Here is a 21623-nt window from a genome sequence, read left to right on the forward strand (position 1 = left end):
GGGCGACGACACGCCGATCATCAAGGGTTCGGCCAAGCTGGCGCTGGAAGGCGACAAGGGCGACCTGGGCGAAGAAGCGATCATGCGCCTGGCCGAAGCGCTGGACACGTATATCCCGACGCCGGAGCGCGCGGTTGACGGTACGTTCCTGATGCCGGTGGAAGACGTGTTCTCGATCTCGGGCCGCGGTACCGTGGTGACGGGTCGTATCGAGCGCGGCGTGGTGAAGGTCGGCGAAGAAATCGAAATCGTGGGTATCCGCCCGACGGTGAAGACGACGTGCACGGGCGTGGAAATGTTCCGCAAGCTGCTGGACCAGGGCCAGGCCGGTGACAACGTAGGTCTGCTGCTGCGCGGCACGAAGCGCGAAGACGTGGAGCGTGGTCAAGTTCTGTGCAAGCCGGGCTCGATCAAGCCGCACACGCACTTCACGGGTGAGGTCTACATTCTGTCGAAGGACGAAGGTGGCCGTCACACGCCGTTCTTCAACAACTACCGCCCGCAGTTCTACTTCCGTACGACCGACGTGACCGGCTCGATCGAGCTGCCGAAGGACAAGGAAATGGTGATGCCGGGTGACAACGTGTCGATCACGGTCAAGCTGATCGCCCCGATCGCCATGGAAGAAGGTCTGCGCTTCGCTATCCGCGAAGGCGGCCGTACCGTCGGCGCCGGCGTCGTGGCAAAGATCCTCGACTAAGCATCCTTCCGGGGCATGCCTTCGGGCATGACCCCTTTATCCCGGGCCGCTGGCCCATCGCTCTTTAAGGAACAAACATGCAGAACCAGAAGATCCGTATCCGCCTGAAGGCTTTCGACTATCGCCTGATCGACCAGTCGGCCGCCGAAATCGTGGATACCGCCAAGCGTACCGGCGCGATCGTCAAGGGTCCCGTGCCCCTGCCGACCCGCATCCAGCGCTTCGACATCCTGCGTTCGCCGCACGTCAACAAGACCAGCCGCGATCAGTTCGAAATCCGCACGCACCAGCGCCTGATGGATATCGTCGATCCGACCGACAAGACCGTGGACGCGCTGATGAAGCTCGACCTGCCGGCTGGCGTGGACGTCGAAATCAAGGTGTAAGCATGACCCGGGCGACGCCAGTCGCTCGTGATCGGCTCGAAACGGCGAACCTCGGTTCGCCGTTTTGCTTTTTGAAGCCGATCAAGTATCCCTCCCGCCGCTTCCTGTCGCATTCGCGACGTCTACGCGCGCCGAACGCACACCATCATCGAGAAATATGCGAGATGGTTGTTGTTCTTTCCAAAGTACTGAGATATAGTGTAAGGCTACCCGTTTCTTCGGGTAGTGGGTGGTCATTTTGGCCGTGCGCAATCTTCTTCGCGCAACCCGCTCACACAGTTTTCGTGTATCAATCAGCCCCGGCCAATCGCAGCTGGGAATGGAGCAAACCATGAGCCTTGGCCTTGTAGGTCGCAAGGTTGGCATGACCCGTATTTTCACGGACGACGGTGATTCGATTCCCGTTACCGTGGTCGAGGTCGGCGACAACCGCGTGACGCAAATCAAGACGGACGAGACCGACGGTTATACTGCGGTTCAAGTCACCTTCGGCAGCCGACGCGCAAGCCGCGTCACCAAGCCGCTGGCGGGTCACCTCGCCAAAGCCGGCGTCGAAGCCGGTGAAGTCATCAAAGAGTTCCGTATCGATGCCGCAAAGGCTGCCGAGCTGCAAGCCGGCGCCGCGCTGTCGGTCGACCTCTTCGAAGTCGGTCAGAAGATCGACGTTCAAGGCGTGAGCATCGGTAAGGGCTACGCCGGTACCATCAAGCGCTACCACTTCGCGTCGGGTCGTGCCACCCACGGTAACTCGCGTTCGCACAACGTGCCGGGTTCCATCGGTATGGCGCAGGATCCGGGCCGTGTGTTCCCCGGCAAGCGCATGACGGGCCATCTGGGTGATGTCACCCGTACCGTTCAAAACCTCGAGATCGCCAAGATCGACGCAGAGCGCAAGCTGCTGCTGGTCAAGGGTGCCATCCCGGGTTCGAAGGGCGGCAAGGTCATCGTTACCCCGGCCGTCAAGGCCAAAGCCAAAGCTTAAGGAGCGCATCAATGGAACTCAAGCTCCTCCAGGACAATGGCCAGATCGGCGCCGGCGTGACCGCCTCGCCGGAAGTGTTCGGCCGTGACTACAACGAAGCCCTCGTTCACCAGATCGTAGTTGCTTACCAGGCTAACGCGCGTAGCGGTAACCGTAAGCAGAAGGATCGTGAAGAGGTCAAGCACACGACCAAGAAGCCGTGGCGCCAGAAGGGTACGGGCCGTGCTCGTGCCGGTATGTCTTCCTCGCCGCTGTGGCGCGGGGGCGGCCGTATCTTCCCGAATTCGCCGGAAGAGAACTTCAGCCAGAAGGTCAACAAGAAGATGTTCCGTGCCGGTATGCGCTCGATTTACTCGCAGCTCGCACGTGAAGGTCGTATCAACGTGGTGGACGGTTTCACTGTCGACGCGCCCAAGACCAAGCTCTTGGCCGACAAGTTCAAGGCCATGGGCCTGGACTCGGTGCTGATCATCACCGACAGCCTCGACGAAAACCTCTACCTGGCTTCGCGCAACCTGCCGCACGTGGCAGTTGTCGAGCCGCGCCAGGCAGACCCGCTCTCGCTCGTGCACTACAAGAAGGTGCTCGTGACCAAGGCGGCTGTCGCGCAGATCGAGGAGTTGCTCAAATGACGCAAGTAGCCAAGAACGATCATCGTTTGATGCAGGTGCTGCTCGCGCCGGTGGTTTCCGAAAAGGCAACCCTGGTCGCCGACAAGAATGAGCAGGTTGTGTTCGAAGTGGCCCGCGATGCTAACAAGCTCGAGGTGAAGGCCGCCGTCGAACTGCTGTTCAAGGTCGAGGTGCAGTCCGTTCAGATCCTGAACCAGAAGGGCAAGCAAAAGCGTTTCGGTCGCTTCATGGGTCGTCGTAACCACGTGAAGAAGGCCTACGTTTCGCTGAAGCCGGGTCAGGAAATCAATTTCGAAGCGGAGGCCAAGTAATCATGGCACTCGTCAAGACCAAGCCGACCTCGCCGGGTCGTCGCTCGATGGTGAAGGTCGTCAACAAGGACCTTCACAAGGGCGCCCCGCACGCTCCGCTGCTGGAAAAGCAATTCCAGAAGTCGGGTCGTAACAACAACGGCCACATCACCACCCGTCACAAGGGCGGTGGTCACAAGCACCACTACCGTGTGGTCGACTTCAAGCGTAACGACAAGGACGGTATCCCCGCCAAGGTCGAGCGCCTGGAATACGATCCGAACCGCAGCGCGAACATCGCGCTGGTGCTGTTCGCCGACGGTGAGCGCCGTTACATCATCGCTACCAAGGGTATGACCGCCGGTCAGCAACTGCTGAACGGTTCGGAAGCGCCGATCAAGGCCGGTAACAACCTGCCGATCCGCAACATTCCTGTCGGTACCACGATCAACAACGTCGAAATCCTGCCGGGCAAGGGTGCGCAAGTTGCGCGCGCTGCTGGCGGTTCCGCCGTGCTGCTGGCCCGCGAAGGCGTGTACGCCCAGGTGCGTCTGCGCTCCGGTGAAGTGCGTCGCGTGCATATCGAATGCCGCGCCACCATCGGTGAAGTAGGCAACGAAGAGCACAGCCTGCGTGTTATCGGCAAGGCCGGTGCAACGCGTTGGCGCGGTATTCGCCCGACCGTCCGCGGTGTGGTGATGAACCCGGTCGACCACCCGCACGGTGGTGGTGAGGGTCGTACCGCCGCTGGTCGCGATCCGGTTTCGCCGTGGGGTACCCCGACCAAGGGCTACCGTACCCGCAGCAACAAGCGCACTGCCAGCATGATCGTGCAGAAGCGCCACAAGCGTTAATCGGTAGGTAGGAGCTAAAGATATGACTCGTTCCGCAAAAAAGGGTCCGTTCTGCGACGCCCACCTGCTGAAGAAGGTGGAAGCTGCAGTCAGCGGCAAGGACAAGAAGCCCATCAAGACGTGGTCGCGCCGCTCGACCATCATGCCGGACTTCATCGGTCTGACGATCGCCGTGCACAACGGCCGTCAACACGTGCCGGTGTACGTGACGGAAAACATGGTTGGCCACAAGCTCGGTGAATTTGCGCTCACGCGTACGTTCAAGGGCCACGCGGCTGACAAGAAAGCGAAGAGGTAAGGTGCCATCATGGAAGTGAAAGCGATTCATCGCGGTGCCCGCATCTCCGCCCAGAAGACGCGTCTGGTCGCTGACCAGATCCGTGGTCTGCCGATCGAGCGCGCGCTCAACGTCCTGACGTTCAGCCCGAAAAAGGCTGCCGGGATTGTGAAGAAGGTGGTCGAATCGGCCATCGCCAACGCCGAGCACAACGAAGGCGCTGACATCGACGAACTCAAGGTCAAATCGATCTTCGTCGACAAGGCAACCTCGCTCAAGCGTTTCACGGCACGGGCAAAGGGCCGCGGCAACCGCATCGAGAAACAAACCTGTCACATCACTGTGACGCTCGGCAACTAAGGAGTCACGATGGGACAGAAGATTCATCCGACTGGCTTCCGTCTGGCCGTCAGCCGTAACTGGGCTTCGCGTTGGTACGCCAACAACACGAAGTTCGCCGGCATGCTGAAAGAAGACATCGAAGTTCGTGACTTCCTGAAGAAGAAGCTCAAGAACGCATCGGTTGGCCGCGTCGTGATCGAGCGCCCCGCCCGCAACGCACGTCTCACCATTTACAGCTCGCGTCCGGGCGTGGTGATCGGCAAGAAGGGTGAGGACATCGAACTGCTCAAGGCCGAGCTGCAACGCCGCATGGGTGTGCCCGTGCACGTGAACATCGAGGAAATCCGCAAGCCGGAAACCGATGCGCAGCTGATCGCCGACTCGATCACCCAGCAGCTCGAGCGCCGCATCATGTTCCGTCGCGCCATGAAGCGCGCGATGCAGAACGCGATGCGCCTCGGTGCTCAAGGTATCAAGATCATGAGCTCGGGTCGTCTGAACGGCATCGAAATCGCCCGTACCGAGTGGTACCGCGAAGGCCGTGTGCCCCTGCACACGCTGCGCGCTGACATCGACTACGGCTTCTCCGAGGCAGAAACCACCTACGGCATCATCGGTGTCAAGGTATGGGTCTACAAGGGGGATCACCTGGGCCGCAATGAAGCGCCCGTGGTGGAAGAGCCGCAAGACGAACGTCGCCGTCGCCCGGCCCGTCCGGAAGGCCGTCGCCGTGATGGCGAAGGTGGCCGTCCGTCGGGCAACCGTCGCGGTGGCGCCGGTGGTGCCGGTCGCCGCGCTGCGCCTGGCGCAGATGCGAAGAGTGGAGAATAACGATGCTGCAACCCAAGCGCAGAAAGTATCGCAAGGAGCAGAAAGGCCGCAACACGGGTAAGGCTACCCGTGGCAACGCCGTGTCTTTCGGCGAATTCGGCCTGAAGGCCATGGGCCGTGGTCGTCTGACCGCGCGCCAGATCGAATCGGCACGTCGTGCGATGACCCGTCACATCAAGCGTGGCGGCCGCATCTGGATCCGGATTTTCCCGGACAAGCCGATTTCGAAGAAGCCCGCTGAAGTCCGTATGGGTAACGGTAAGGGCAATCCGGAGTACTACGTGGCTGAGATTCAGCCGGGCAAGATGCTGTACGAAATGGATGGCGTGAGTGAAGAGCTGGCACGTGAGGCGTTCCGCCTTGCCGCGGCCAAGCTGCCGATCGCCACGAACTTCGTTGTGCGTCAGGTCGGGACGTAAGGAGAGCAGGGATGAAAGCATCCGAACTTCGCGGCAAGGACGCCGCCGGGCTGAACCAGGAGCTCTCCGAGCTGCTGAAGGCCCAATTTAGCCTGCGCATGCAAAAGGCCACCCAACAGCTGCAGAACACCAGCCAGCTGAAGAAGGTGCGCAAGGACATCGCGCGGGTGCAAACCGTGCTGAACGAGAAGGCGAGCTCGAAATGACTGAAGCTGCAAAAACGGAATCGTCGCTTCGCCGCACTCTGGTTGGCCGTGTTGTAAGCGACAAGATGGACAAGACCGTTACGGTCCTGATCGAAAACCGCGTCAAGCATCCTCTGTACGGCAAGTACGTGCTGCGTTCCAAGAAGTACCACGCACACGACGAAGCCAACCAGTACAAGGAAGGCGACAAGGTCGAAATCCAGGAAACGCGTCCGCTCTCGCGGACCAAGTCCTGGGTGGTTTCCCGGCTGGTAGAAGCGGCGCGCGTCATCTAAGAACAACGTTCTCAAGTTGACTTGCAAGGTCCAGGGTTATGTTGCTATAATCCTGGACTTCCGCTTTATTGCGCCCGTCTTAGCAGTGCCAACCAGACGGACCTGTAAGGCGAACCCCGCCCAGATGATGTACCCCGTAGCTATTCGCGGATCGCGTCGTCTGGTGACTACCGACTTCAAAGTTGATCAACCCAAGCGGTTCTGGCGCAAAGCCTTGGACCGACGGGACCAAGACTGACCGACAGGCTCGCCTGGCGGATTAAGTTGGGAAGATAACACCATGATTCAGACAGAAAGCCGGCTCGAAGTGGCCGATAACACTGGTGCGCGCGAAGTGCTGTGCATCAAAGTGCTGGGTGGGTCCAAGCGCCGCTATGCGAGCGTAGGCGACATCATCAAGGTGACCGTGAAGGACGCAGCGCCGCGCGGTCGCGTGAAGAAGGGCGACATCTATAACGCCGTTGTCGTGCGCACCGCCAAGGGCGTGCGTCGCGCGGACGGTTCGCTCGTCAAGTTCGACGGCAACGCCGCCGTCCTGCTGAACAACAAGCTCGAGCCGATCGGCACCCGCATCTTCGGGCCGGTGACTCGTGAACTCCGTACCGAGCGCTTCATGAAGATCGTGTCGCTCGCACCGGAAGTGCTGTAAGGAGCCGCCATGAACAAGATTCGCAAGGGCGATGAAGTCATCGTGCTGACTGGCAAGGACAAGGGCAAGCGCGGTACCGTGCAAGCCGTTCTCGGCGAGAAGGTCGCCGTGGAAGGCGTGAACGTCGCGAAGAAGCACGCTCGCCCGAACCCGATGCTGGGCACCACTGGTGGCGTGGTCGACAAGGTCATGCCGCTGCATATTTCCAACGTTGCGCTCGTGGATGCCAATGGCAAGCCGTCGCGCGTCGGCTTCAAGGTGGAAGACGGTAAGCGCGTGCGCTTCCTGAAGACCACCGGCGCCGTCGTCGCCGCTTGATTCTGGGCACGGATAGGAGTTGAGCATGGCAGCACGTCTGCAAGAGTTTTACAAAGAGAAGGTTGTACCGAAGCTGATCGAGCAATTCGGGTACAAGTCGGTCATGGAAGTGCCGCGCATCACCAAGATCACCCTGAACATGGGTCTTGGCGAAGCCATCAATGACAAGAAGGTCATTGAACTGGCAGTCGGCGACCTGACGAAGATCGCTGGTCAGAAGCCCGTGGTAACGAAGGCCAAGAAGGCTATCGCCGGCTTCAAGATTCGCCAGGGCTACCCCATCGGTGCGATGGTGACCCTGCGCGGTGAGCGCATGTTCGAATTCCTCGATCGTTTCGTGACGGTGGCACTGCCGCGCGTCCGTGACTTCCGTGGTGTGTCGGGCCGTTCGTTCGACGGTCGTGGCAACTACAACATCGGTGTGAAAGAGCAGATCATTTTCCCCGAAATCGAGTACGACAAGATCGACGCACTGCGTGGTCTGAACATCAGCATCACGACGACGGCGAAGAACGACGAAGAAGCCAAGGCGCTTCTCGGTGCGTTCAAGTTCCCGTTCCGTAATTAAGGGGTAACCGTGGCTAAACTGGCTCTGATTGAACGTGAGAAGAAGCGCGCAAAGCTCGTGGCGAAGTTCGCCCCGAAGCGCGCAGCCCTCAAGGCCATCATCGACGACCAAGAAAAGTCGGAAGAAGAGCGTTATCTGGCGCGTCTCGAGCTGCAACAGCTCCCGCGCAACGCGAACCCGACCCGTCAGCGCAACCGTTGCGCGATCACCGGTCGTCCCCGCGGCACCTTCCGCAAGTTTGGCCTGGCGCGTAACAAGATCCGCGAAATCGCCTTCAAGGGCGAAATCCCGGGTCTGACGAAAGCCAGCTGGTAATTACGCACAGGCTACAGGAGAAACAGTATGAGCATGAGCGATCCGATCGCCGATATGCTGACGCGCATCCGCAACGCTCAAGGCGTGCAGAAGGCGTCCGTTGTCATGCCCTCGTCGAAGCTGAAAGCAGCGATCGCCAAGGTCCTGAAGGACGAAGGCTATATCGATGACTTCGCCGTCCAGGAAGATGGCGGCAAGGCACAACTGACCATCGGTCTCAAGTACTACGCCGGCCGTCCGGTTATCGAGCGCATCGAACGCGTCTCGAAGCCCGGTCTGCGCGTATACAAGGGCCGTACCGACATTCCCCAGGTGATGAACGGCCTCGGCGTGGCGATCATCTCGACCCCCAAGGGTCTGATGACCGACCGCAAGGCACGTGCCACCGGCGTGGGCGGCGAAGTTCTTTGCTACGTCGCTTAAGGAGGAACCATGTCCCGTGTAGGTAAGGCTCCCATCGCGCTGCCGAAAGGCGCGGAAGTGAATGTGGCAGGCGGCGTGCTCTCCGTGAAGGGCCCGCTCGGTACGCTGTCGCAACCGATCCATGGTCTGGTGAAGGCCAATGTCGAAAATGACACGCTGACGTTTGCTCCGGCAGACGAGTCGCGTGAAGCTAACGCCCTGCAAGGCACCATGCGCGCCCTCGCGGCCAACATGGTCAAGGGCGTGACCACCGGTTTCGAGCGCAAGCTGACCCTGGTAGGCGTGGGCTATCGTGCCCAGCTCCAAGGTACCGCGCTGAAGCTCCAGCTTGGTTTCTCGCACGACGTGATCCATGAGATGCCGGCCGGCGTGAAGGCGGAAACGCCGACGCAGACCGAGATCATCATCAAGGGTGCGGACAAGCAGAAAGTCGGTCAGGTTGCCGCGGAAGTCCGCGCGTACCGTCCGCCTGAGCCCTATAAGGGCAAGGGTGTTCGCTACGCCGACGAGCGCGTCATCCTGAAGGAAACCAAGAAGAAGTAAGGGGTGCAATGATGAACAAGAAAGACGCTCGTTTGCGCCGTGCACGTCAGACCCGCGCCAAAATCGCGGAGATGAAAGTCAATCGTCTGACCGTGTTCCGTACGAATTCGCATATCTACGCTCAGGTCTACTCGCCGTGCGGCACCCAGGTGGTGGCGTCGGCTTCGACGGCCGAAGCAGAAGTGCGCAAGGAACTGACCGGCAGCGGTGCTACCGTCGCCGCCGCCACCGTGGTTGGCAAGCGCGTCGCCGAGAAGGCGAAGGCAGCCGGCGTGGAAGTCGTTGCGTTCGATCGCGGCGGTTTCCGTTTCCACGGCCGCGTGAAGGCACTGGCTGACGCTGCGCGCGAAGCCGGCCTCAAGTTCTAAGCGAGAGAGAGATACGTCATGGCAAAGATGCAAGCAAAAGTCCAGCAGGACGAACGCGACGACGGCCTCCGCGAGAAGATGATCTCGGTCAACCGCGTCACCAAGGTGGTGAAGGGCGGCCGTATCCTCGGTTTCGCCGCGCTGACCGTGGTTGGTGATGGCGATGGCCGCATCGGCATGGGCAAGGGCAAGGCGAAGGAAGTGCCCGTGGCCGTGCAGAAGGCGATGGACGAAGCCCGTCGCAAGATGGTCAAGGTTTCGCTGAAGAACGGCACGCTGCAACACGAAGTGGTTGGCAAGCATGGCGCCGCCAAGGTGCTGATGATGCCCGCGAAGGAAGGTACCGGCGTGATCGCCGGCGGCCCGATGCGCGCCATCTTCGAAGTGATGGGCGTGACGAACGTCGTTACCAAGTCCCACGGCTCGACGAACCCGTACAACATGGTTCGCGCTACCCTCGACGGCCTGCAGAAGATGAGCACGCCGAGCGAGATCGCTGCGAAGCGTGGCAAGTCGGTCGAAGACATCCTCGGTTAAGGTGAACGACATGTCGCAGAAAACCGTAAAAGTGCAACTCGTGCGCAGCCTGATCGGTACGCGCGAGGATCATCGCGCCACCGTCCGTGGCCTGGGCCTGCGCCGAATCAATTCGGTGTCGGAACTGCAGGACACGCCCGCCGTGCGCGGCATGATCAACAAGGTCTCGTACCTGGTCAAGGTTCTGGCCTGATACCGGGAACTCGGAGAGCAACATGCAACTGAACAACCTGAAACCGGCTGCCGGTTCGAAGCACGCCAAGCGTCGCGTCGGCCGCGGTATCGGCTCCGGCCTGGGCAAGACTGCCGGTCGTGGTCACAAGGGTCAGAAGTCGCGTTCGGGCGGCTTCCACAAGGTGGGTTTCGAAGGCGGTCAAATGCCGCTGTATCGTCGTCTGCCGAAGCGTGGTTTCACCTCGCTGACGAAGGCGTTCACCGCCGAAGTGACCCTGCGCGACATCGAGCGCCTGGAAGCTGCCGAAGTGGACCTGCTGGTCCTGAAGCAGGCCGGCCTCGTTGGCGAACTGGTCAAGACCGCGAAGGTGATCAAGGCTGGCGAGCTGACCCGCAAGGTCACGATCAAGGGTCTGGGCGCCACCGCTGGTGCCAAGGCCGCGATCGAAGCCGCTGGCGGCCAGATCGCCGAGTAATTACCAGCAGTCATCGCAGCAGGACGCGAGTCATAGTCGGAGCATCGTTTGGCCACGGCGAAACCTAACGCAAGCACGCAAGCCAGGAACACCGCAAAGTACGGCGATCTCAAGCGCCGTCTGATGTTCCTGGTGCTGGCCCTGATCGTCTACCGCATCGGTGCGCATATTCCGGTGCCGGGAATCGATCCGGACCAGCTGGCGAAGCTTTTCCAGAGTCAGTCGGGTGGCATCCTAGGGATGTTCAACCTGTTCTCGGGCGGTGCGCTGTCGCGCTTCACCGTCTTCGCGCTCGGCATCATGCCGTACATCTCGGCGTCGATCATCATGCAATTGCTGACGATCGTGCTGCCGCAGCTGGAGTCGTTGAAGAAGGAAGGGCAGGCGGGCCAGAGGAAGATCACGCAGTACACGCGCTACGGCACGGTGGTTCTGGCCACCTTCCAGGCGCTGTCGATCGCAGTCGCGCTGGAGTCGCAGCCGGGTCTGGTCATCGATCCGGGCCTGATGTTCCGCGCAACGGCGGTGATCACGCTGGTGACCGGCACGATGTTCCTGATGTGGCTCGGTGAGCAGATCACCGAACGCGGACTGGGCAACGGGATTTCGATCATCATCTTCGGTGGTATCGCGGCGGGCCTGCCCAATGCGATCGGCGGACTGTTCGAACTGGTCCGTACGGGTTCCATGAGCATCATCGCGGCGATCCTGATCGTGGCGATCATCGTGGGTGTGACCTTCGCCGTGGTGTTCATCGAACGCGGTCAGCGCAAGATCCTCGTGAACTATGCCAAGCGTCAGGTCGGCAACAAGGTGTACGGCGGTCAGTCGTCGCACCTGCCGCTGAAGCTGAACATGGCCGGGGTGATTCCGCCGATCTTCGCGTCGTCGATCATCCTGTTCCCGGCGACGATCGCGGGCTGGTTCACGTCTGACTCGACAGGCTCGGTTGGCCGGTTCATCAAGGACCTCGCCGCCACGCTGTCGCCGGGTCAGCCGGTGTACATCCTGCTGTATGCGGCTGCAATTATTTTCTTCTGCTTCTTCTATACGGCCCTGGTGTACAACAGCCGGGAAGTCGCAGACAACCTGAAGAAAAGCGGTGCCTTCATTCCGGGTATTCGTCCGGGCGAGCAGACGACGCGCTACATCGACAAGATTCTGGTGCGACTCACGCTGGCTGGCGCGATCTACATCACGCTGGTCTGCCTGCTGCCTGAATTCCTGGTGCTGCGCTGGAACGTTCCGTTCTATTTCGGCGGAACCTCGTTGCTGATCATCGTGGTCGTCACGATGGACTTCATGGCGCAAGTGCAGTCGTACGTCATGTCGCAGCAGTATGAGTCCCTGCTGAAGAAGGCGAATTTCAAGGGTAACCTCACCGTGCGATGAAGCGGGGTGGGACCAGGCTCTAGGTATGGCAAAAGACGACGTCATCCAGATGCAAGGGGAGGTCCTGGAAAATCTCCCCAACGCGACGTTCCGCGTCAAGCTCGAAAATGGCCATGTAGTGCTGGGCCACATCTCCGGCAAGATGCGAATGAACTACATCCGGATTCTTCCGGGTGACAAGGTGACCGTTGAATTGACGCCATATGATCTGTCACGCGCGCGCATCGTCTTCCGGACGAAGTGAAGCGAACAGGAATTGAAGGAAGAGGAAAATCATGAAAGTGCTGGCTTCTGTGAAGCGCATTTGCCGCAACTGCAAAATCATCAAGCGCAACGGTGTGGTGCGCGTGATCTGCTCGTCGGATCCCCGCCACAAGCAACGCCAAGGCTAATCGGAAAGAGGATTGACGAATGGCACGTATCGCAGGGGTTAACATCCCCAACCACAAGCATACCGAGATCGGCCTGACGGCTATCTACGGTGTTGGCCGCTCGCGCGCTCGTAAGATTTGCGAGGCCACCGGTGTTCCGTTTGACAAGAAGGTCAAGGATCTGACCGACGCCGACCTGGAAAAGCTTCGTGACGAAGTGGGCAAGGTTACGGTTGAGGGTGACCTGCGTCGCGAAAACACGATGAACATCAAGCGTCTGATGGACCTTGGTTGCTATCGTGGCGTCCGCCACCGCAAGGGTCTGCCGCTCCGCGGCCAGCGTACCCGCACCAACGCCCGCACCCGCAAGGGTCCGCGTAAGGCCGGCGTGGCTCTGAAGAAGTAAAGCCGAAGGCATAGGAACAGACACATGGCAAAAGGTCCGAACAACGCCGCCCAGCGCGCGCGTAAGAAGGTCAAGAAGAACGTTGCCGACGGCATTGCGCACGTTCACGCTTCGTTCAACAACACCATCATCACGATCACCGACCGTCAGGGCAACGCCCTGTCGTGGGCGACCGCCGGTGGCCAGGGCTTCAAGGGTTCGCGCAAGTCGACCCCGTTCGCTGCCCAGGTTGCTGCCGAGAACGCCGGCCGCGTGGCGCAAGACCAGGGCATCAAGAACCTGGAAGTGCGCATCAAGGGCCCCGGTCCTGGCCGCGAATCGGCTGTCCGCGCGCTGAACGCGCTCGGCATCAAGATCGCCGTGATCGAAGACGTGACGCCGGTGCCGCACAACGGCTGCCGTCCGCCGAAGCGTCGTCGTATCTAAGCATCGACAATCGACGTCGACATCGTGCCGAAATAATTTGGCGCGATGCCGATGTTTCTTCGATGTGGTAGTATCGCGCGTTGACCTGCTGCAACCTGTTGCGGCAGGTTTTCGTTTTGCGTCTCATGCTTTTGCGTTACTCCGCGGTGTTTCGGCGCCACGGATGCCAATAAGCCCACCGTCCGTCAGATTCACTGACGGACTCGCGGCGTGCCCGGAGCGAACCGATGGTTCGGCGCTTCGCGAGGCGGCGCCGCGATCGATCAAAGGAAGATAAAGTGGCACGTTATACCGGCCCGAAGGCCAAACTTTCCCGCCGCGAAGGCACCGATCTGTTCCTGAAGAGCGCCCGCCGCTCACTGGCCGACAAGTGCAAGCTGGACAGCAAGCCCGGTCAGCACGGCCGCACCTCGGGTGCCCGTACGTCCGACTACGGCAACCAGCTGCGCGAAAAGCAGAAGGTCAAGCGCATTTACGGCGTGCTCGAGCGTCAGTTCCGCCGCTATTTCGCCGAAGCCGACCGCCGCAAGGGCAACACGGGTGAAAACCTGCTGCAACTGCTGGAATCGCGTCTGGACAACGTTGTGTACCGCATGGGCTTCGGCTCGACGCGCGCTGAAGCACGTCAGCTGGTGTCGCACAAGGCGATCCTGGTGAACGGCATTGCACTGAACGTGCCGTCGGCCCAGATCAAGTCGGGCGACGTGGTCACCGTGCGTGAACAATCGCGCAAGCAAGTGCGTATCGCTGAAGCGCTGTCGCTGGCCGAGCAGTCGGGTTTCCCGACCTGGGTGGCCGTGGATTCGAAGAAGTTCGAAGGCACCTTCAAGCAAGCCCCGGATCGCGCCGACATTTCCGGCGACATCAACGAGAGCCTGATCGTCGAATTGTATTCGCGTTAATCGAACCCATCGATCCGCGAAACGGTTCCCGCGCTTGCGTCTCCCGCAACGCCTCGTTATCAGCCCGACGCGCTCCACGCGCGGTCGGGCTTATTGCCCATCATGCGATGGGTTTTTTCAGGTTCCAAACGTCAGCCTTATCGGTGTAACGAGCCGAGGGTATTGAAAAGGACAACCTAATGCAAACAGCACTCCTCAAGCCAAAAATCATCGCCGTCGAACCGCTTGGCGACCATCACGCCAAGGTCGTGATGGAGCCGTTCGAGCGCGGCTACGGCCATACGCTCGGTAACGCGCTGCGTCGCGTGCTGCTGTCGTCGATGGTCGGCTACGCGCCGACCGAGGTCACGATCGCTGGAGTGGTGCACGAGTATTCCACCATCGACGGTGTGCAGGAAGACGTGGTCAACCTGCTCCTGAACCTGAAGGGTGTGGTCTTCAAGCTGCACAACCGCGACGAAGTCACGGTGTCGCTGCGCAAGGATGGCGAAGGCGTGGTCACGGCTGCCGATATCGAGCTGCCGCACGACGTCGAGATCATCAATCCGAATCACGTGATCGCCCATCTGTCTGCCGGCGGCAAGCTGGACATGCAGATCAAGGTCGAGCAAGGCCGCGGCTATGTGCCGGGCAACGTGCGCAAGTTCGGTGACGAAGCGGGCAAGGTTATCGGCCGCATCGTGCTGGACGCGTCGTTCTCGCCGGTGCGTCGCGTGTCGTACGCCGTGGAATCCGCGCGTGTGGAACAGCGTACCGACCTCGACAAGCTCGTGATGAACATCGAAACCGACGGCGTGATCTCGCCCGAGGAAGCGATCCGCCAGTCGGCTCGCATCCTGGTCGATCAGCTGTCCGTGTTCGCCGCGCTGGAAGGCACCGAGTCGGCCGCCGAGGCGGCTTCGAGCCGTACGCCGCAGATCGATCCGATCCTGCTGCGCCCGGTCGACGACCTCGAACTGACCGTGCGCTCGGCCAACTGCCTGAAGGCCGAGAACATCTACTACATCGGCGATCTGATCCAGCGTACCGAGAACGAACTGCTCAAGACCCCGAACCTGGGTCGCAAGTCGCTCAACGAGATCAAGGAAGTCCTCGCCTCCCGTGGCCTGACGCTCGGCATGAAGCTCGAGAACTGGCCGCCCGCAGGTCTGGAGAAGTAATTCGCATGGCGGGAGCCCGGCAACGGGGTCCCGCCTGTCGAGTCTGCCGCCGGCAATGGTGCCGGCGACATGGAAGCACTACCGGCCCGCGCAATGTCCGTCTGCATGACGGCGTGGCGATAGAAGAGCTGGTCAAACACTGTTATCGAAAGGAATCATCATGCGTCACCGTCATGGCCTGCGGAAGCTGAACCGCACCTCGTCGCACCGTCTCGCGATGCTGCGCAACATGTCCAACTCGCTGTTCCAACACGAGCTGATCAAGACCACCCTGCCGAAGGCCAAGGAACTGCGCAAGGTCGTCGAGCCCCTCATCACGCTGGCCAAGAAGGACACCGTGGCGAACCGTCGCCTGGCATTTGCCCGCCTGCGCGATCGCGACATCGTGACCAAGCTGTTCACGGAACTGGGCCCGCGTTACAACGCGCGTCCGGGCGGCTACACCCGCATCCTGAAGTTCGGTTTCCGTCAGGGCGACAACGCGCCGATGGCGCTGGTCGAACTGGTCGACCGTCCGGAAATCACCGAAGCCCCGGCTGAAGAAGCTGCGGAATAAGGTATCGGACCTGCGGCAGCCTGTCTCACGACGGGCTCGCACGTAGCGCTTACAATCGAGCCAGGCTTTTGCCTGGCTCTTTTGTTTTGGACGCCGGGCTTTCAAGGAACCATGCAATGACGGTTGGGACCCTGCCCCCCGAGGCGGTGATCGTGGCCATGACCACGCTGCCGGACGAAGCGACCGCGACCCGTGTGTCGCGCGCGCTGCTGGAGGCGCGGGTGGCCGCGTGCGTGAACCGGCTGGCGCCGTGCCAGTCCGAGTACTGGTGGCAGGGCAAGCTCGAGCAGGCCGAGGAGTGGCCGCTGTTGATCAAGACCACGGCGGGCCAGTATGGCGCGCTGGAGGCTGCGTTGCGGGCGGTGCATCCCTACGATGTTCCGGAGCTTGTGGCGTGGCCAGTAGCGGCAGGTCATGGGCCGTATCTCGATTGGGTGCGGGCAGAGGCTGGGGCGGGCTCTGCAACGTAAAACAGAACAGGAATCGACGGGTATGCAGGTCCAGCTGGGGATCCGATCGGGCGCCATCGATGTTGGCGCGCGCAGATGGGGCAACGCCGCGTGGCGGCTGGCGGCGGTGTTGCTGCTCGCCCTGTTGGGGCTACTGCTGTCGCAGGGCACCGCGCGGGCCGCGAGCGAGGACGACTTTCTGCCGCCCGAGCAGGCCTTCAGGTTTGCCGCGCGGCAGCTCGACGATCGGACCATCGAGGTGCGTTTCGACGTAGCCGATGGCTACTACCTGTATCGGGAGCGCTTTGCGTTTGCGGCGCAGCCTGCGTCGGTCAAGCTGGGTATACCGGAGTTTCCGCATGGGAAGGTCAAGTTCGACGAGACCTTCAACAAGGAGATGGAGACGTACCGCGGCAGCGTGACGATACGCGTGCCGGTGGAAGCCGGGCCGCCCGACGGGAAGTGGGCGCTGACGGTGACGTCGCAAGGCTGTGCGGACAAGGGGTTGTGCTATCCGCCGCAGGAGCATGTGTTCCGCGTGGGCGGGGCGCCGCTGGCGAATCTGTTCGGCGATCGTGCGCCGGCGGCCACGTCAAGCGCGGCGCCGCCCGCCACCTTGGCTCCCGCCCCTGCGTTGGCCGTGCCCGATGATGGAGATCGGATCGCGCGCGCGCTGGCCAGCCGTAATGTTGGCGTCATCGCCGCGCTGTTCTTCGGACTTGGACTGCTGCTGACCTTCACGCCGTGCGTGCTGCCGATGGTGCCGATTCTGTCGTCTATCGTGGTGGGCGAGCATGTCACGCGTGGGCGTGCTTTCACGGTGTCGATCGCGTACGTACTGGGCATGGCCGTGGTCTACACGGCGATCGGTGTCGCGGCGGGGCTGATCGGCGAGGGCCTGGCGGCGGCGCTCCAGACGCCGTGGGTGCTCGGTGCGTTCGCTGTGCTGATGGTCGCGCTCGCATTGTCCATGTTCGGGCTCTATGAGCTGCAGTTGCCGCAGCGCTGGCAGACGCGGCTGACCGAATCGTCGAACAAGCGGCAGGGCGGGCAGATTGCCGGGGCCGCCGTCATGGGCGCGATCTCGGCCCTGATCGTGGGGCCCTGCGTGACGGCGCCGCTCGCGGGTGCACTGGCCTATATCGCGCAGACGGGCGATGCGGTGACGGGCGGCAGCGCGCTGTTTGCGATGGCCATCGGCATGGGCGTGCCGCTCGTGCTCGTCGGCCTCGGCGCTGGCAATCTGCTGCCGCGCGCGGGGCGCTGGATGGAAGCGACCAAGCGCTTCTTCGGTTTTCTGCTGCTCGGCGTGGCGATCTGGATGGTGACGCCAGTCCTGCCCGCGTGGATCGTGATGGTGGCCTGGGCGGCGTTGCTACTCGTGGGCGCCGTGTATCTCGGTGCGTTCGATGCACTGGGGGCAGACGCGCGCGGATTGTCGCGGCTCGGGAAGGGACTGGGTATTCTTGCCGCGCTGGCCGGGGCCATTGTGCTGGTGGGGCTGGCTTCCGGTGGGCGGGATCCGTTGCAGCCGCTGTCGCACTTGAGCTTTGATGGGGCAGGCAACCCGGCAGGTGCGGGGGCGAAGGACGCGGTGCGGTTCGAGCGGATTCGCACCGTGGCCGATCTCGACGCCCGCGTGGCCGCGGCCGCGGCGGCTGGGCGTCCTGTGATGCTCGATTTCTATGCGGACTGGTGCGTGAGCTGCAAGGAAATGGAGAAGTTCACGTTCTCCGATGCGAAGGTGGGTGCGCGCATGGCGCAGTTGACGTTGTTGCAGGCGGACGTGACCGCCAACAATGCCGACGATCGTGCGTTGTTGAAGCGCTTTGGGTTATTCGGGCCGCCGGGGATCATCTTGTTTGGCACGGATGGCAAGGAGCGGCCGGTGCGGGTCATCGGGTACCAGTCCGCGGACCGGTTTCTGGATAGCCTCGAGCGCGCGTTCGGGACGTCCAGCGTGGCGTCGCGCTAACGACGATACAGGTTAGCGATCCAGCCAGCGGCCAAGCGCCCACAGCGCGCCAATGGCGGCGACCACGCCGCCCATCAGTCCGATCGACCACCAGAATCCATCTGGCGCATGCAGCCATGGCATGCGGTCGAAGTTCATGCCGAAGATGCCCGTGATGAGCGTCAGCGGCATAAACAGCGCGGTGAGGATCGTGAGCGTGCGCATCGTGCGATTGGTCCGATGCGCGACCGCGGAGAAGTGGATCTGGACCGCGGATTCGATCGAGTCCTCGAGACGTCGCGCGTGCGCGAGTACGCGCTGGATATGTTCCATCAGGTCCGTCAGCCGGACGAGCAGGACCTCGTCCCGGCTGGCCGGCGACGGTAGCGTCGCGCCGTCTTCTTCGCTGCTGTAGCGGTTGTCGAGCAGGCTGTCGCGGAACTCCTGCAGCGCGTCGCGCTGTTCCTCGCTCAGATGCTCGAGCCTCCGCAACTGGATGCGGGCATCGAGCAATCCTTCCCAGCTCGAGAAACTGCGGCGCGCGCTCAGCAGCGCGCGTTGCCAGCGATCGAGCTGGCGCGTAAGCGGCGACCGCAGTTCGAGGTAGCGGTCCACCATCGCGTTGAGTAGCCGCAGCATCAGGTCCTCGGGCCGCGTCGGCGGACGGACGCCGTGGATCAGCGCGGCTTGTCCATTGGTGCCCGCGACGCCGGCCGGGCGGGGTGCCTGGCAGAGATCGAGCAGGCGCTGCCGTACCTGATCCAGCGTGCGCGAGGGGCCCGGGCGCACGGTGATGAGCACCGTGTCGAACACGAAGAACGTGACGGGCTGTGTGTCGATGCGGGCCAGGGCCGGCAGGAAGCCCGGCGGATATTTGCGTGCCGGCTTTTGTGCCGAGGCCGGTGGCGACGCGGGCGAGGGCGGTGCGAAGGGATGCGCCGTGGCAGGAACCGTCGCTGGCGCACCGGTTGGCACGGCAGCCCCTGCTGTTGCGGCGTGTGAGGCGTCTGCTTCCGCTTCCGCGAAGAGGCGGCTCGTCTCGAACGTGAGTTTGCGGAAGATGACCATATCGTACGCATTCGTCGTATCGAAGAACGACGGATGGGCGGCATTGGTCGCGTCCACCAGATGCAGGTCGAGGATGGGCGCGCCGGTCAGCGGCGTGAGGCTGTCACGCCATGCGGACGGCGCGGGCGCGACCTCTTCGGTGTCGAAGTCCGCCCACACGAATCGCGCCGCCGCATTGCCGGCGAGAAACTCGCGCGCCGCCTCGAGCGTGGCCAGGGGATGGACCTGGCTGGCCGAAAAACCGAGCAGTTGCATCGGCCGGGATCAGCCCCGCAACAGGCGCGCGGCGTCGCGCGCGAAGTACGTCAGGATGCCGTCGGCACCCGCGCGACGGAATGCGAGCAGCGATTCCATCATGACCTTGTCGTGGTCGAGCCAGCCGTTCTGCGCGGCGGCCTTCAGCATCGCGTACTCGCCGCTGACCTGATACACGTAGGTCGGGAAACGGAATTCGTCCTTCACGCGGCGCACGATGTCGAGGTACGGCATGCCGGGCTTGACCATGACCATGTCCGCGCCTTCCATGATGTCCTGCGCCACTTCACGCAGTGCCTCGTCGGTGTTCGACGGGTCCATCTGGTAGGTCATCTTGTTGCCCTTGCCGAGATTGGCGGCAGAGCCGACGGCATCGCGGAACGGACCGTAGAACGCCGAGGCGTACTTGGCCGAGTACGCCATGATGCGCGTGTGGATATGATGATTCTCTTCGAGCGCGGCGCGCACGGCGCCGATACGGCCGTCCATCATGTCCGAGGGCGCGACAATATCGACGCCAGCCTCGGCCTGAGTCAGCGCCTGTTTGACCAGGATCTCCACGGTGATGTCGTTGATCACGTAGCCGTTGTCGTCGAGCACGCCGTCCTGGCCGTGGCTCGTGTACGGATCGAGCGCCACGTCGGTGAGGATGCCCAGCTCGGGGAAGCGGTCCTTGAGCGCGCGTACCGCACGCGGCACGAGGCCTTCGGCGCGCGTGGCCTCGATGCCGTCGGGCGTCTTCAGCGACGGGTCGATCACCGGGAACAGCGCGATGACGGGAATGCCGAGCTTCACGCAGTCTTCGGCGATGGGCAGCAGCAGGTCCACCGACACGCGTTCCACACCCGGCATCGATGCCACGGTCTGGCGCTGGTTCTGACCGTCGAGGATGAAGACGGGGTAGATCAGGTTGTCGGGGGAGAGGCGGTTTTCGCGCATCATGCGGCGCGAGAAATCGTCACGGCGCATGCGGCGGGGACGATATTCGGGAAACGTAGACATGTGCAGTTCCGGGGGAGTCGGCGCGATCATGTTTGACGCTGGAGGTGACGCTACTATGGCGTGGCACGCATCCCGTTGCAGTGCGTCAGATCGCGTGGAAAGAAAAACTAAACTTTTGTGCGTGCCCGCTATCATACTCGCGGACACTCTGTGTTGCTTCGTGCGGCGCGGTGTCCCCCGCTACTCCTCCCTGAGCGGGTACCCGCCCCAACCGGCGGGAAGTTGGTCCCCGTTGCCACGCAACGGGGCTTTTTTTGTACCGGCTCTAGATCTTCGATTTCGCTTTCGAAGGCTGCGCGATCTTCGGGCGCAGAGCTTTCGGGATGCGATGCTTGGGTGCCTTTTTTGCGGGAGCTTTTCTGGCTGGCGCTTCCTTCGCCACAGCCCTCGGCGCCGCGGTTTCGGCGCTCTCTCCTTCCGAAACCATATCCACAACGACTTCCCCGCGTGCTTCCGGCTCCAGCGATTCCGGCAGCGACAGCCAGCCCGCGATCACGCGCTGGGCTTCCTCGATGCCGCGGCGCTTGATGCTCGAGAACAGTTGCGCGGTCATGGGCACGGGTTCATCCATCTGCGCCGCATAGCCGGCGAGCACCTTGCGCGTCTCGCGCAGCGCCAGGGCGTTCTCGCTGTTCGTCAGCTTGTCCGCCTTGGTGAGCAGCACATGGATCGGCTTGCCCGTAGGCAGAAACCACTCGACCATCTGGCAATCGAGGTCCGTGAACGGGCGGCGCGCGTCCATCATCAGAACCAGCCCGGACAGCTGCGTGCGCGTCTGCACGTAATCGCTCAGCAGGCCCTGCCAGTGGTACTTGGCCGTGCCCGACACTTCCGCGTAGCCGTACCCAGGCAGGTCGACGAGGAAGGCGAGCGGGTCCGGCGCCTTGACGGGCGCAACGGAGAAAAAGTTGATGTGCTGCGTGCGGCCCGGCGTCCGCGATGAGAAGGCGAGCCGCTTCTGGTTGCAGAGGATGTTGATGGCCGTGGATTTGCCGGCGTTGGATCGCCCGGCGAACGCCACCTCGGGAACGGCCGTGGCGGGCAGGTCTCGCAGGTGATTGACGGTAATGAAGAAGCGGGCCTGATGTAGAAGCGACATGCGAAAGAATGGAGGCGG

Annotated in this window: 34 protein-coding genes and 1 pseudogene; 32 read left to right on the plus strand and 3 right to left on the minus strand. The window is 62.2% G+C overall.

All coding sequences use genetic code 11. The annotated features are described in order from the left end of the window. The 32 genes from KHP16_RS26970 to dsbD all read left to right on the plus strand — a co-directional run. The coding region (locus KHP16_RS26970; protein WP_244836080.1) for an EF-Tu C-terminal domain-related protein at positions 1-700 on the plus strand (700 nt) is incomplete at its 5' end. Positions 701-777: 77 nt separating this feature from the next. Further along, positions 778-1086 (plus strand): 30S ribosomal protein S10, encoded by a 309-nt coding sequence (rpsJ, locus tag KHP16_RS26975; RefSeq protein WP_006160488.1) that lies wholly within the window; start codon positions 778-780, stop codon positions 1084-1086. Between the two features lie 331 nt (positions 1087-1417). After that, on the plus strand, positions 1418-2068 hold the full coding sequence (rplC, locus tag KHP16_RS26980; RefSeq protein ID WP_115955550.1) for a 50S ribosomal protein L3: 651 nt from the start codon (positions 1418-1420) through the stop codon (positions 2066-2068). A gap of 11 nt (positions 2069-2079) precedes the next feature. Next, positions 2080-2700: a 50S ribosomal protein L4 gene (gene rplD, locus KHP16_RS26985; RefSeq protein ID WP_109585081.1), complete on the plus strand. Its 621-nt coding sequence runs from the start codon at positions 2080-2082 to the stop codon at positions 2698-2700. Beyond that, positions 2697-3011: a 50S ribosomal protein L23 gene (gene rplW, locus KHP16_RS26990; protein WP_109585082.1), complete on the plus strand. Its 315-nt coding sequence runs from the start codon at positions 2697-2699 to the stop codon at positions 3009-3011. The genes rplD and rplW overlap by 4 nt, the downstream gene beginning before the upstream one ends. Before the next feature lie 2 nt (positions 3012-3013). Then, the gene (gene rplB, locus KHP16_RS26995) at positions 3014-3844 is read left to right on the plus strand and encodes a 50S ribosomal protein L2 (protein WP_115955546.1); all 831 of its coding nucleotides are present in this window, start codon (positions 3014-3016) and stop codon (positions 3842-3844) included. A 22-nt stretch (positions 3845-3866) separates the two neighbouring features. Then, positions 3867-4142, plus strand: a complete 276-nt coding sequence (gene rpsS / locus KHP16_RS27000; protein WP_109585084.1) for a 30S ribosomal protein S19 — start codon at positions 3867-3869, stop codon at positions 4140-4142. Between the two features lie 9 nt (positions 4143-4151). Continuing rightward, entirely contained in the window at positions 4152-4481 is a 330-nt protein-coding gene (rplV, locus tag KHP16_RS27005) for a 50S ribosomal protein L22 (RefSeq protein ID WP_010812393.1), read from the plus strand. Between the two features lie 9 nt (positions 4482-4490). Beyond that, entirely contained in the window at positions 4491-5294 is an 804-nt protein-coding gene (rpsC, locus tag KHP16_RS27010) for a 30S ribosomal protein S3 (RefSeq protein WP_109585085.1), read from the plus strand. 2 nt (positions 5295-5296) lie between these two features. Continuing rightward, positions 5297-5713 (plus strand): 50S ribosomal protein L16, encoded by a 417-nt coding sequence (rplP, locus tag KHP16_RS27015; protein ID WP_006576240.1) that lies wholly within the window; start codon positions 5297-5299, stop codon positions 5711-5713. Positions 5714-5724: 11 nt separating this feature from the next. Next, on the plus strand, positions 5725-5919 hold the full coding sequence (gene rpmC, locus KHP16_RS27020; RefSeq protein WP_109585086.1) for a 50S ribosomal protein L29: 195 nt from the start codon (positions 5725-5727) through the stop codon (positions 5917-5919). Further along, entirely contained in the window at positions 5916-6194 is a 279-nt protein-coding gene (gene rpsQ, locus KHP16_RS27025) for a 30S ribosomal protein S17 (protein WP_109585087.1), read from the plus strand. The genes rpmC and rpsQ overlap by 4 nt, the downstream gene beginning before the upstream one ends. Positions 6195-6474: 280 nt before the next feature. Next, positions 6475-6843 (plus strand): 50S ribosomal protein L14, encoded by a 369-nt coding sequence (gene rplN / locus KHP16_RS27030; RefSeq protein WP_006576237.1) that lies wholly within the window; start codon positions 6475-6477, stop codon positions 6841-6843. Positions 6844-6852: 9 nt separating this feature from the next. After that, on the plus strand, positions 6853-7161 hold the full coding sequence (rplX, locus tag KHP16_RS27035) for a 50S ribosomal protein L24 (protein WP_109585088.1): 309 nt from the start codon (positions 6853-6855) through the stop codon (positions 7159-7161). A gap of 25 nt (positions 7162-7186) precedes the next feature. Beyond that, positions 7187-7729, plus strand: a complete 543-nt coding sequence (rplE, locus tag KHP16_RS27040) for a 50S ribosomal protein L5 (protein WP_109585089.1) — start codon at positions 7187-7189, stop codon at positions 7727-7729. A gap of 9 nt (positions 7730-7738) precedes the next feature. Further along, a complete protein-coding gene (gene rpsN, locus KHP16_RS27045) occupies positions 7739-8044 on the plus strand; it encodes a 30S ribosomal protein S14 (RefSeq protein ID WP_109585090.1) in 306 nt (101 codons plus the stop codon). A gap of 27 nt (positions 8045-8071) precedes the next feature. After that, positions 8072-8467, plus strand: coding sequence for a 30S ribosomal protein S8 (gene rpsH, locus KHP16_RS27050; RefSeq protein ID WP_109585091.1), 396 nt, complete (start codon positions 8072-8074; stop codon positions 8465-8467). A gap of 9 nt (positions 8468-8476) precedes the next feature. Further along, positions 8477-9010: a 50S ribosomal protein L6 gene (gene rplF, locus KHP16_RS27055; protein ID WP_109585092.1), complete on the plus strand. Its 534-nt coding sequence runs from the start codon at positions 8477-8479 to the stop codon at positions 9008-9010. 11 nt (positions 9011-9021) lie between these two features. Beyond that, on the plus strand, positions 9022-9378 hold the full coding sequence (gene rplR / locus KHP16_RS27060; protein WP_109585218.1) for a 50S ribosomal protein L18: 357 nt from the start codon (positions 9022-9024) through the stop codon (positions 9376-9378). A gap of 18 nt (positions 9379-9396) precedes the next feature. After that, positions 9397-9915, plus strand: a complete 519-nt coding sequence (rpsE, locus tag KHP16_RS27065) for a 30S ribosomal protein S5 (protein ID WP_011299302.1) — start codon at positions 9397-9399, stop codon at positions 9913-9915. 10 nt (positions 9916-9925) lie between these two features. Next, positions 9926-10108: a 50S ribosomal protein L30 gene (rpmD, locus tag KHP16_RS27070; RefSeq protein ID WP_010812381.1), complete on the plus strand. Its 183-nt coding sequence runs from the start codon at positions 9926-9928 to the stop codon at positions 10106-10108. A gap of 22 nt (positions 10109-10130) precedes the next feature. Further along, a complete protein-coding gene (gene rplO, locus KHP16_RS27075; RefSeq protein ID WP_109585094.1) occupies positions 10131-10565 on the plus strand; it encodes a 50S ribosomal protein L15 in 435 nt (144 codons plus the stop codon). A 48-nt stretch (positions 10566-10613) separates the two neighbouring features. Beyond that, complete coding sequence (gene secY, locus KHP16_RS27080; RefSeq protein ID WP_109585095.1) at positions 10614-11957, plus strand: preprotein translocase subunit SecY; 1344 nt, start codon at positions 10614-10616, stop codon at positions 11955-11957. A 25-nt stretch (positions 11958-11982) separates the two neighbouring features. Then, positions 11983-12201, plus strand: a complete 219-nt coding sequence (infA, locus tag KHP16_RS27085) for a translation initiation factor IF-1 (RefSeq protein WP_010812378.1) — start codon at positions 11983-11985, stop codon at positions 12199-12201. A gap of 31 nt (positions 12202-12232) precedes the next feature. Then, positions 12233-12349: a 50S ribosomal protein L36 gene (gene rpmJ / locus KHP16_RS27090; RefSeq protein WP_008642959.1), complete on the plus strand. Its 117-nt coding sequence runs from the start codon at positions 12233-12235 to the stop codon at positions 12347-12349. 19 nt (positions 12350-12368) lie between these two features. Continuing rightward, complete coding sequence (gene rpsM, locus KHP16_RS27095) at positions 12369-12734, plus strand: 30S ribosomal protein S13 (protein ID WP_109585096.1); 366 nt, start codon at positions 12369-12371, stop codon at positions 12732-12734. Between the two features lie 24 nt (positions 12735-12758). Beyond that, a complete protein-coding gene (gene rpsK, locus KHP16_RS27100; protein ID WP_008642963.1) occupies positions 12759-13160 on the plus strand; it encodes a 30S ribosomal protein S11 in 402 nt (133 codons plus the stop codon). Positions 13161-13438: 278 nt separating this feature from the next. Then, entirely contained in the window at positions 13439-14062 is a 624-nt protein-coding gene (rpsD, locus tag KHP16_RS27105; RefSeq protein WP_109585097.1) for a 30S ribosomal protein S4, read from the plus strand. A gap of 179 nt (positions 14063-14241) precedes the next feature. Further along, positions 14242-15222, plus strand: coding sequence for a DNA-directed RNA polymerase subunit alpha (locus KHP16_RS27110; protein ID WP_109585098.1), 981 nt, complete (start codon positions 14242-14244; stop codon positions 15220-15222). Between the two features lie 160 nt (positions 15223-15382). Continuing rightward, positions 15383-15778: a 50S ribosomal protein L17 gene (rplQ, locus tag KHP16_RS27115; protein ID WP_029043791.1), complete on the plus strand. Its 396-nt coding sequence runs from the start codon at positions 15383-15385 to the stop codon at positions 15776-15778. 116 nt (positions 15779-15894) lie between these two features. Further along, positions 15895-16248, plus strand: a complete 354-nt coding sequence (gene cutA / locus KHP16_RS27120; protein ID WP_147306235.1) for a divalent-cation tolerance protein CutA — start codon at positions 15895-15897, stop codon at positions 16246-16248. A gap of 22 nt (positions 16249-16270) precedes the next feature. Continuing rightward, entirely contained in the window at positions 16271-18202 is a 1932-nt protein-coding gene (gene dsbD, locus KHP16_RS27125) for a protein-disulfide reductase DsbD (RefSeq protein ID WP_211961542.1), read from the plus strand. Positions 18203-18214: 12 nt separating this feature from the next. Here dsbD and KHP16_RS27130 read toward each other — a convergent pair whose 3' ends face one another. The 3 genes and pseudogenes from KHP16_RS27130 to yihA all read right to left on the minus strand — a co-directional run. After that, positions 18215-19504: a magnesium transporter CorA family protein gene (locus tag KHP16_RS27130; protein ID WP_179594856.1), complete on the minus strand. Its 1290-nt coding sequence runs from the start codon at positions 19502-19504 to the stop codon at positions 18215-18217. A 9-nt stretch (positions 19505-19513) separates the two neighbouring features. Continuing rightward, the gene (gene hemB / locus KHP16_RS27135) at positions 19514-20506 is read right to left on the minus strand and encodes a porphobilinogen synthase (protein ID WP_109585101.1); all 993 of its coding nucleotides are present in this window, start codon (positions 20504-20506) and stop codon (positions 19514-19516) included. A gap of 445 nt (positions 20507-20951) precedes the next feature. Further along, positions 20952-21605, minus strand: a pseudogene (gene yihA / locus KHP16_RS27140) (ribosome biogenesis GTP-binding protein YihA/YsxC); the annotation flags it as partial. Positions 21606-21623 lie beyond the last annotated feature (18 nt).

This window comes from Cupriavidus plantarum, assembly GCF_905397285.1.
In the GTDB taxonomy this organism is placed as follows: domain Bacteria; phylum Pseudomonadota; class Gammaproteobacteria; order Burkholderiales; family Burkholderiaceae; genus Cupriavidus; species Cupriavidus plantarum.